Source organism: Streptomyces sp. NPDC044002, assembly GCF_056434525.1.
Genome location: NZ_JBWKEZ010000131.1, coordinates 1 through 8,670 on the forward strand (window position 1 = coordinate 1; position 8,670 = coordinate 8,670).

Consider the following 8,670-nt stretch of genomic DNA (forward strand, 5'->3'; position numbering starts at 1 on the left):
TGGATTTCGCGCAGCGAAATTCCAGCCCGCGCGGCGTTTGAGCGCAACGGGGTCAGGGGCAGCGCCCCTGGGAACGGTGGAAGGGCGGGGAGGGGCCGGCCCCGCGCAGCGGCGGGGTTTCGCGTGCGGGCGAAACTCTGCGGGGCCCGGGGCCGGCCGTCGGAGACTCCCCGCATGTCGCGCAGCTACCACTCCCTCCTCCTCCGTACCCCCGAGTTCGCCCCCTTCTTCCTCGCCGCAGCCCTCCGCGTCGCCGCCTCCACCACCGGCGGCCTCGCCCTCGGGGTGCTGGTCTACGGCCGGACCCGCTCCCCGCTGCTGTCCGCCCTCGCCATGTTCGGCCCCTCCCTCGCCCAGGTGCTCGGCGCGACCCTGCTGATGGCCGCCGCCGACCGGCTGCCGCCGCGGGCCGCGCTCGCCGGGATCGCCGCCCTGGCCGCCGCCGGGACCGGGCTGCTGGCCGCCCCGGGGCTGCCGCTGTGGGCGGTGTTCGCGGTGCTGCTGGGGCAGGGGCTGGCCGACTCCCTCGCCGGCGGGGTCCGTTACGGGCTGCTCACCGAGATCCTGCCGCCCGGGGACTACCTCCTCGGCCGGTCCCTCCTCGCCGTCGCCGCCGGTGTCACGCAGGTCGCCGGTTTCGCCGCCGGCGGGCTGCTGCTGGGCGCGCTGTCCCCGCGCGGGGTGCTGCTGGTGTCGGCCGGGCTCGGGGCGGCCGCCGCGCTCACGGTCCGCTTCGGGCTGCGCCGCCGGGCGCCCAGGGCCGGGGGCAGGCCGTCGCCCGCCGAGACCTGGCGCGTCAACCGCCTGTTGCTGTCCGATCCGGCCCGCCGGACCCTGTACCTCGCCCTCTGGGTGCCGAACGGGCTGATCGTCGGGTGCGAGTCGCTGTTCGTCCCGTACGACCCGGCGCACGCCGGGCTGCTCTTCGGCTGCGCCGCCGCCGGGATGCTGGCCGGGGACACCGTCGCGGGCCGCTGGCTGCCCGAGCGGTGGCGCTCGCGCCTGGCGGGCCCGCTGCGGCTGCTGCTGGCGCTGCCCTACCTGGTGTTCGCCCTGCAGCCGGGGCCGGTCCTCGCCACGGCCGCCGTCGCCCTGGCGTCGACCGGCTACGCGGCCGGGCTGCTGATGCAGGAGCGGCTCGTACCGCTGCTGCCCGAGGGGACGCAGGGGCAGGCGCTCGGGCTGCACTCGGCCGGGATGCTCACGATGCAGGGGGTGTCCGCGGCCCTCGCCGGGGCGGTGGCGCAGTACACCTCGCCGGCCGCCGCGATCACCGCGCTGGCGGCGGCGTCCGTCGTGGTCACCCTGGCACTGGAGCCGGGTCTGCGCCCCGATAGGCTGCGGATCCGTCCGCCGCATTCCCCTTCTCCCCTTCCCCGAGGTACCGCGCAGTGAGCTCCGCAGCACCCCCCGCACCGGTGACGGTCGTCGGCCTCGGCGCCGACGGCTGGGCCGGGCTCACCGCCGGCGCCCGTGCCGCGCTGGCATCGGCCGAGGTGCTGATCGGCGGCCCCCGGCAGCTGGACCTGCTGCCGGCCGCGGACTGCGCCGGGCTGCGGGTGGCCTGGCCGAGCCCGCTGCGCCCGGCGGTGCCGAAGCTGATGGCCGAGCATGCGGGGCGCCGCATCGCCGTGCTGGCCAGCGGGGACCCGATGTTCTACGGGATCGGCCGCGCGCTCTCCGAGGAGCTGGGCGCGGACGCCCTGCGGATCCACCCGCACCCCTCGTCGGTGTCGTACGCGTGCGCCCGCCTGGGCTGGCCGGTGGAGGACACCGAGGTGGTGACGGTGGTCGGCCGGCCGGTGGCCCGGCTGGCGGCCGTGCTGCACGAGGGCCGGCGGGTCCTGGTGCTCAGCGCCGGAGCGGCGACCCCGGACGAGATCGCCGCTCTGCTTCGAGAGCGGGGCTTCGGCCCGAGCCGGATGCGGGTCCTCGAACAGCTCGGCTCCGAGCGCGAGGACGCGTACGAGGGCACCGCGGCGGACTGGCACCGCGAGCCCGGTGACCCGCTCAACGTGGTCGCCGTGGAGTGCCGCCGGGACCCCGCCGCCGGCGTGCCCCGGCTCGGCGCCACCCCCGGCCTGCCCGACGCCGCGTACGAGCACGACGGCCAGCTCACCAAGCGCCACGTGCGCGCCGCGACGCTGTGCGCGCTCGCCCCGGCCCCCGGCGAGCTCTTGTGGGACATCGGCGGCGGCTCCGGGTCGATCGGCATCGAGTGGATGCGTACGCACCCGTCCTGCCGGGCGGTGGCGATCGAGCGGGTCCCGGAGCGGGCCGGGCGGATCAGCCGCAACGCCGCGGCGCTCGGCGTGCCCGCGCTGCGCGTGGTCGTCGGCGCGGCCCCGGCCGCCCTGGAGGGACTCCCGGCCCCCGACGCGGTGTTCATCGGCGGCGGGCTGACCGCGCCGGGGCTGCTGGACGCGGCCTGGGCGGCGCTGGCGCCCGGCGGCCGGCTGGTGGTCAACACGGTCACCCTGGAGTCGGAGGCGGTCCTCGCGGAGCGCTACCGGCGCCACGGCGGCGAGCTGGTGAAGCTGGCCGTCGCGCACGCGGTGCCGGTCGGCGGTTTCACGGGCTGGCGGCAGGCCATGCCGGTCACCCAGTGGTCGGTCACGAAGCCCGTGTCGGTCACGAAGACACAAGGAGAATCAGAATGACCGTGTACTTCATCGGCGCGGGCCCCGGCGCCGCCGACCTGATCACGGTGCGCGGTGCCCGGACCCTGGCCGCCGCCCCCGTCTGCCTCTACGCGGGCAGCCTGGTCCCGCGCGAGCTGCTCGCCGAATGCCCGGACGGCGCCCGGCTGGTGGACACCTCGCAGCTGAACCTGGACGAGATCATCGCCGAGTGCGTACGGGCCCACGAGGCGGGCCTGGACGTGGCGCGGCTGCACTCGGGCGACCCGTCCATCTTCAGCGCGGTCGCCGAGCAGATGCGGCGCCTCGACGCGGCCGGCATCCCCTACGAAGTGGTGCCGGGCGTACCGGCGTTCGCGGCGGCGGCCGCCGCCCTGAAGCGGGAGCTGACGGTCCCCACCGTCGGCCAGACCGTGATCCTGACCCGGATCGCCCAGCAGGCCACGCCGATGCCGCCCGGCGAGGACCTGGCCACGCTCGGCCGCAGCGGTGCGCTGCTGGTGCTGCACCTGGCCACCCGGTACGTCGACCGGGTCGTGGACGAGCTGCTGCCGCACTACGGCGCCGAGTGCCCGGTGGCGGTCGTGGCGATGGCCAGCCGCCCCGACGAGCTGATCCTGCGCGGGACCCTGTCCGACATCGCGGTGCAGGTGAAGGCGGCCGGGCTGGTGCGGACCGCCGTCATCGTGGTGGGCCGGACGCTGGGCGCCGAGCAGTTCCGCGACAGCCACCTGTACTCGCCCGAGCGCGACCGGCATGTCTGCTGAGCCCGCCGCACCGGCGGGCGGCCCGGGTGCCCGGCACGTCCTGATCCTGGGCGGTACGACGGAGGCCCGCCGGCTGGCGGAGGCGCTGGCCCGCGAGACCGCGTACCAGGTGACGACCTCGCTCGCGGGGCGGGTCTCCGCGCCCGTGCTCCCGCCGGGCGAGACCCGGATCGGCGGCTTCGGCGGCGTCGAGGGGCTCGCCGGCTGGATCACCGGCCACGGTGTCACGCACGTGGTCGACGCCACCCACCCCTTCGCGGAGCGGATGAGTTTCCACGCGTCGGAGGCGGAGGCGCTCACGGGCGTGCCGCTGCTGGCGCTGCGCCGTCCGGGCTGGACGCCGGGGCCGGGCGACGACTGGACGTTCGCGGACTCCCTCGCGGACGCGGCGGCCGTGCTGCCCTCGCTCGGCGGCCGGGCGTTCCTGACCACGGGCCGGATGGGGCTGCACGCCTTCGCGCACCTCACCGGCACCTGGTTCCTGGTGCGCTCGGTGGACCCGCCGGCCGCGCCGATGCCGCCGCGGCTGGAAGTGCTGCTGGCGCGGGGCCCGTTCGGGCTGGACGAGGAGCGGGAGCTGCTGGCCCGGCACCGGATCGATGTACTGGTCACCAAGGACAGCGGCGGCGACGCCACCTCCCCCAAGCTCACGGCCGCCCGCGAGGCCGGGATCCCGGTCCTGGTCGTACGCCGTCCCCCGGTCCCGGAGCACGTGGCGCGGGCCGCTTCGGTGGAGGCGGTCCTGGACTGGCTCCGCCGGGACTGACACCGGCCGGCTTGGTCCGACCGGCTGGATGTGCCGGTGGTTCGTGCCGGGGTGCCCCCCGGCGCAGCGGAGCCGAGGCTATGAAAGGAATCGAATCAAATCGGATGGAAGTTCGCCATCCGGTGATTCCCGAACATCAACCTCAGGAGTCGCACGATGCGCCCCATCAGAGCGGTCTGCCTCGGCACCGCCACGCTGGCCACCCTCCTCGCCTGCACCCCCGTCGCGGCCGCCGCGACGGACGCCGGTTCCGACCAGGCCGGGGACAAGGGCCGGACCATCACGGTCCTGGCCGAGGTACAGCAACTGACCCGCTTCCCCGTCCTCCCCGAAATCCCCGGCAGCCCCAAGCAGGGCGATCAAGTCGCCGTCCGCTCGCTCCTCTTCGACGAGGAGCACAACCAGATCGGCGAGACCCACGGCAGCTGCGTCACCACGCGGGGCGGCGCCGATGAAGCGGAGCAGTGCCTCGTGACCTACATCCTCCCGGGCGGCCAGCTCACCACGCAGGGGGTGTACTTCAACTACCTCGACCAGGGCCCCTTCGACAGCGCGATCACCGGCGGCACCGGGAAGTACAAGAAGGCTCGCGGCTGGGTCCACTCCACAACGGAATCCAAGCCCCCCGAGACCCCCACTGTCGTGAGGCGCTTCACGATCCACCTCGCCTGACGGACCCCGACGTCCGCCTGACCCCGGAAGGAACCGGGGGTCAGGGAACGTCCAGGGCCGCTCACTCCGGCGGGTGCCCGGCCGCCGGCTCCGGCCCGGCCAGGGTCTCGGCGGCGCGTCCCCGCCCCCGCCTCACGGATAGCGGCGCGGCGTCCACGTCACGCGCGAGCCGTCGGGCCGCTGCGTGACCTGGGTCTGCGAGGAGCCGATCAGCAGGATCGTGCGCATGTCCACCTCGGACGGCTCCAGTTCGGCCAGCGTCAGCACGCGCACCGACTGCTCCGGACCGCCCACGTCCCGTGCCACGACCACCGGGGTCTGCGGCGCGCGCAGCTCCAGCAGCAGTTCCCGCGCCTTGGCGACCTGCCAGGTCCGGCTGCGCGAGCCCGGGTTGTACAGGGCGAGCACCAGGTCGGCGGCGGCGGCCGCGCGCAGCCGCTCCGCGATGACCTCCCACGGCTTGAGCCGGTCGGAGAGCGAGATGGTGGCGTAGTCGTGGCCCAGCGGCGCCCCGGCGGCGGCCGCCGCCGCGTTGGCGGCGGTCACGCCCGGCAGCACCCGTACGGGGACGTCCTCGTACGGGGCCTGCCCGGCGACCTCCAGGACGGCGGTGGCCATGGCGAACACCCCGGGGTCGCCGCCGGAGACGACGGCCACCCGCTTGCCGCGCCGGGCGAGGTCGAGGGCGAACTCGGCCCGCTCGGACTCCACCTTGTTGTCGGAGCCGTGCCGCACCTGGCCCGGCTTGACCGGCACCCGGTCCAGGTAGGTGGTGTAGCCGACGAGGACCTCCGCGTCGGCCAGCGCCCGCCTGGTCTCCGGGGTGAGCCACAGCGGCCCGGCGGGGCCGGTGCCGACGACCGCGACCTCGCCGGGGCCGGAGGGCACGCTGCCCGGGTTGCCGATGCGGCTGGGCACGACGGCGACGGCGAAGTACGGGACGCTGTCCGGGTCGGTGTCCGCGAGGACCCCGGTCCGCTCGCCCTCCATCGTGGCGCGCTCGACGTAGCGGGCCTCGGCGAGGCGGCCGCTGCCCTCCATGGCGCGCCGGACGGCGGGGAAGGTGCGGCCGAGCTTCATCACGACCGCCGAGTCGGTGGCGGCGAGGCGCGCGGTGAGCTCCTCCTCGGGCAGGGTGCCGGGCAGGATCGTCAGCACCTCCTCGCCCTCCACGAGCGGGGTGCCGAGGCGGGCGGCGGCGGCGCTCACGGAGGTGACGCCGGGGATCACCTCGGCCTCGTACCGGTCCGCGAGCCGCTTGTGCATGTGCATGTACGAGCCGTAGAAGAGCGGGTCGCCCTCCGCGAGCACGGCGACGGTGCGGCCTGCGTCGAGGTGTGCGGCCAGGCGGGCGGCGGAGGCCTCGTAGAACTCCTCCATCGCGCCCTGGTAGCCGCCGGGGTGGTCGGTGGTCTCGGTGGTGACCGGGTAGACCAGCGGTTCCTCGACGTGGTCGGAGCGCAGGTACTTCGCGGCGATCGAGCGGGCGATGGAGCGGCCGTGGCGGGCGCTGTGGTAGGCGACGACGTCCGCTTCGGCGATCACCTCGACGGCCCGCAGGGTCATCAGGGAGGGGTCGCCGGGCCCGAGTCCGACGCCGTACAGCTTGCCCTTCACGGGGCCGTTCTCCTGACGGTCGCTCATTCTTCCTCGCTCGCGATCGCGTTGACCGCGGCGGCCGCGATGGCGCTGCCGCCGCGCCGGCCCCGCACGATCAGGTGGTCGAGGGCGGAGGGGTGGGCGGCGAGGGCGTCCTTGGACTCGGCGGCGCCGATGAAGCCGACGGGCACGCCGATGACGGCGGCGGGGCGCGGGGCGCCCTCCTCGATCATCTCCAGCAGCCGGAACAGGGCGGTCGGCGCGTTGCCGACGGCGATCACGGAGTTCTCCAACAGGCCCCGGTCGCGCCAGACTTCGAGGGCGGCGGCGCTGCGCGTGGTGCCCATCTTCGCGGCGAGCTCCGGCACGGCCGGGTCCGAGAGGGTGCAGATGACCTCGTTGTCGGCGGGCAGCCGCTTGCGGGTGACGCCGCTGGCGACCATCTGCACGTCGCACAGGATCGGCGCGCCGGCGTGCAGGGCCGCGCGGGCCCGCAGGACGACGTCGGGGGTGTAGCCGAGGTCCTGGGGGAGGTCGGTCATGCCACAGGCGTGAATCATGCGCACCGCGACCTGGGCGACCGAGGCGGGCAGCCCGGAGAGGTCCGCCTCGGCGCGGATCGTGGCAAAGGACTGGCGGTAGATCGCGGCGCCGTCCTTCTCGTACTCAAACACGGTGTACTCGCTCATTTCTTCACTGCGATGCGGGTGGTGTGGTGGTGCGTGCGGCCGTAAGGGCGGCCGCGAGGTCTGCGAACGGGGTGGGCCGGCCGTCGAGTTCGTACCCGTCGGGGGTGGCGACCAGGTCCACCCAGGCGGTGCCGCGCGGGTGCCCGCACCGGCGGGCGCACCCGGACCAGTGCACGGGCAGCGCGGCCGCGGCTCCCGTCTCCTGTACGACGGCACGCGCGTCGGCGCGCACGTCCGCGAGGGACTTGGCGCAACCGGGCCTGCCCGTACAGGCGGTGACGGTCTGCCAGGGCCCGCCGGGCCCGGTCACCAGGCCGGCCGCCTCCAGCGCGGCGTGACCGCCGGCGGGGCCGGGGGCGGCCGCGCCGGGCAGGACGACACTGCGCCACGGGGTGACGCGCAACTCGCCGTCGGCGGCGTCGGCGGCCTCGGCCAGTACCCGCCACTGGGCGGAGCCGAGCCGGCCGAGCGGGGGCAGCACGCACAGCGCGTCGCCGTGCGCGCCGGGCCGGGGCGGCCGCGCGTGCGGCCAGGCCACCTCGGGCAGGCGGTCGGCGCCGATCCCGGCGGCGGCCAGCCGCAGGGCGAACTCCCCGCCGTCCAGGGCGTGTCCGTCGGGCAGCTCGGCGACCCGCCAGGCCCGGGTCCCGGCCGCGTCGGCGGCGTCGAGGAAGTACTCGGCGGCCAGCAGGGCCGCCCGGGGTGCGTCGCCCGCGGCCACTTCGACGGCGCCGGCCGCGGCCCCGAGCCGGACCAGCACCCGGTCACCGCTGCCGAGCACGGTCACGTCGGGGTCGAGGGCGGCGACGTCCCCGCGCCCGTCGTCGAGGGCGAACAGGAACCGCCCGGACAGGCCCGTCGCCCGGGTGCTGCCGCACAGCAGCCGGTCCAGCTCCCGGACCCGGCGGACGACGCGGGGGCCGCCCAGCGGGGAGGCCACGACGTTGCGCACCCGCTCGTGGCCGGGCGCGGGCAGCAGCCCGGCACCGTCGAGCAGCTCGGCGAGGCCGGCGCCGCAGCCGTCGGCGAGGCCGCGCAGCTGGACGTTGCCGCGCGAGGTGAGTTCCAGGTGCCCGTCCCCGAACCGGTCCGCGGCGAGCCCGAGCACGGTCGCCTGCGCGGTGGTGAGCAGCCCGCCGGGGATCCGGACGCGCGCCAGGTACCCGTCGTCGGCGGCGTGCAGCCGCAGCGCGCCGGGGCAGGCGTCGCCGCGGTCGCGTATGGCGGGTTTGTCCCGCGACGCGGCGGAGGGGGGCTGGGGCATGGCCGCGAGCATACCCACGATTGCCCACCCCCGACCTGTGTCCGTCGCCACCCCGACCAGCGGCTCCACCCCACCCGCCTCCCCCGTCCCGCCCCCACCCAAGGCACCGCCACCCCCGCCCGGAGCCCAGGGCACAGCCCGACGGGAAGCCCGGGGCACCGCCCCAACGCGGGCCGGGGGGGGGCGGAGCACAGCCCGAGGGTCCGGGGCACAGCCCGAGGGTCCGGGGCGCAGCCCCGAGGGGGTCCGGGGCGCAGCCCCGAGGGGGTCCGGG

Annotated in this window: 8 protein-coding genes; 5 read left to right on the forward strand and 3 right to left on the reverse strand. The window is 76.2% G+C overall.

Annotated features, from left to right (window positions below):
* The first annotated feature begins 174 nt into the window (after positions 1-174).
* From AC07A6_RS40930 to AC07A6_RS40950, 5 genes are all read left to right on the forward strand, one after another.
* Complete coding sequence (locus AC07A6_RS40930; RefSeq protein ID WP_478780489.1) at positions 175-1,395, forward strand: MFS transporter; 1,221 nt, start codon at positions 175-177, stop codon at positions 1,393-1,395.
* On the forward strand, positions 1,392-2,660 hold the full coding sequence (cbiE, locus tag AC07A6_RS40935; RefSeq protein ID WP_478780490.1) for a precorrin-6y C5,15-methyltransferase (decarboxylating) subunit CbiE: 1,269 nt from the start codon (positions 1,392-1,394) through the stop codon (positions 2,658-2,660). The genes AC07A6_RS40930 and cbiE overlap by 4 nt, the downstream gene beginning before the upstream one ends.
* Positions 2,657-3,406 carry a precorrin-4 C(11)-methyltransferase gene (gene cobM / locus AC07A6_RS40940; protein WP_362471494.1) on the forward strand — a complete coding sequence of 250 codons (750 nt, stop codon included), beginning with the start codon at positions 2,657-2,659 and terminating at the stop codon, positions 3,404-3,406. Before cbiE ends, cobM begins: the two co-directional genes overlap by 4 nt.
* Positions 3,396-4,172 (forward strand): cobalt-precorrin-6A reductase, encoded by a 777-nt coding sequence (locus AC07A6_RS40945; protein WP_478780491.1) that lies wholly within the window; start codon positions 3,396-3,398, stop codon positions 4,170-4,172. Before cobM ends, AC07A6_RS40945 begins: the two co-directional genes overlap by 11 nt.
* A 156-nt stretch (positions 4,173-4,328) precedes the next feature.
* A complete protein-coding gene (locus AC07A6_RS40950) occupies positions 4,329-4,844 on the forward strand; it encodes an allene oxide cyclase barrel-like domain-containing protein (protein ID WP_478780492.1) in 516 nt (171 codons plus the stop codon).
* Between the two features lie 132 nt (positions 4,845-4,976).
* Here AC07A6_RS40950 and AC07A6_RS40955 read toward each other — a convergent pair whose 3' ends face one another.
* The 3 genes from AC07A6_RS40955 to AC07A6_RS40965 are packed head-to-tail and all read right to left on the reverse strand — an operon-like array spanning position 4,977 to position 8,408.
* On the reverse strand, positions 4,977-6,488 hold the full coding sequence (locus AC07A6_RS40955; RefSeq protein ID WP_478780493.1) for a precorrin-2 C(20)-methyltransferase: 1,512 nt from the start codon (positions 6,486-6,488) through the stop codon (positions 4,977-4,979).
* The gene (locus AC07A6_RS40960) at positions 6,485-7,132 is read right to left on the reverse strand and encodes a precorrin-8X methylmutase (protein WP_362471482.1); all 648 of its coding nucleotides are present in this window, start codon (positions 7,130-7,132) and stop codon (positions 6,485-6,487) included. The genes AC07A6_RS40955 and AC07A6_RS40960 overlap by 4 nt, the downstream gene beginning before the upstream one ends.
* A gap of 4 nt (positions 7,133-7,136) precedes the next feature.
* Positions 7,137-8,408, reverse strand: coding sequence for a cobalamin biosynthesis protein CobG (locus AC07A6_RS40965; RefSeq protein WP_478780494.1), 1,272 nt, complete (start codon positions 8,406-8,408; stop codon positions 7,137-7,139).
* Between the last annotated feature and the right edge of the window lie 262 nt (positions 8,409-8,670).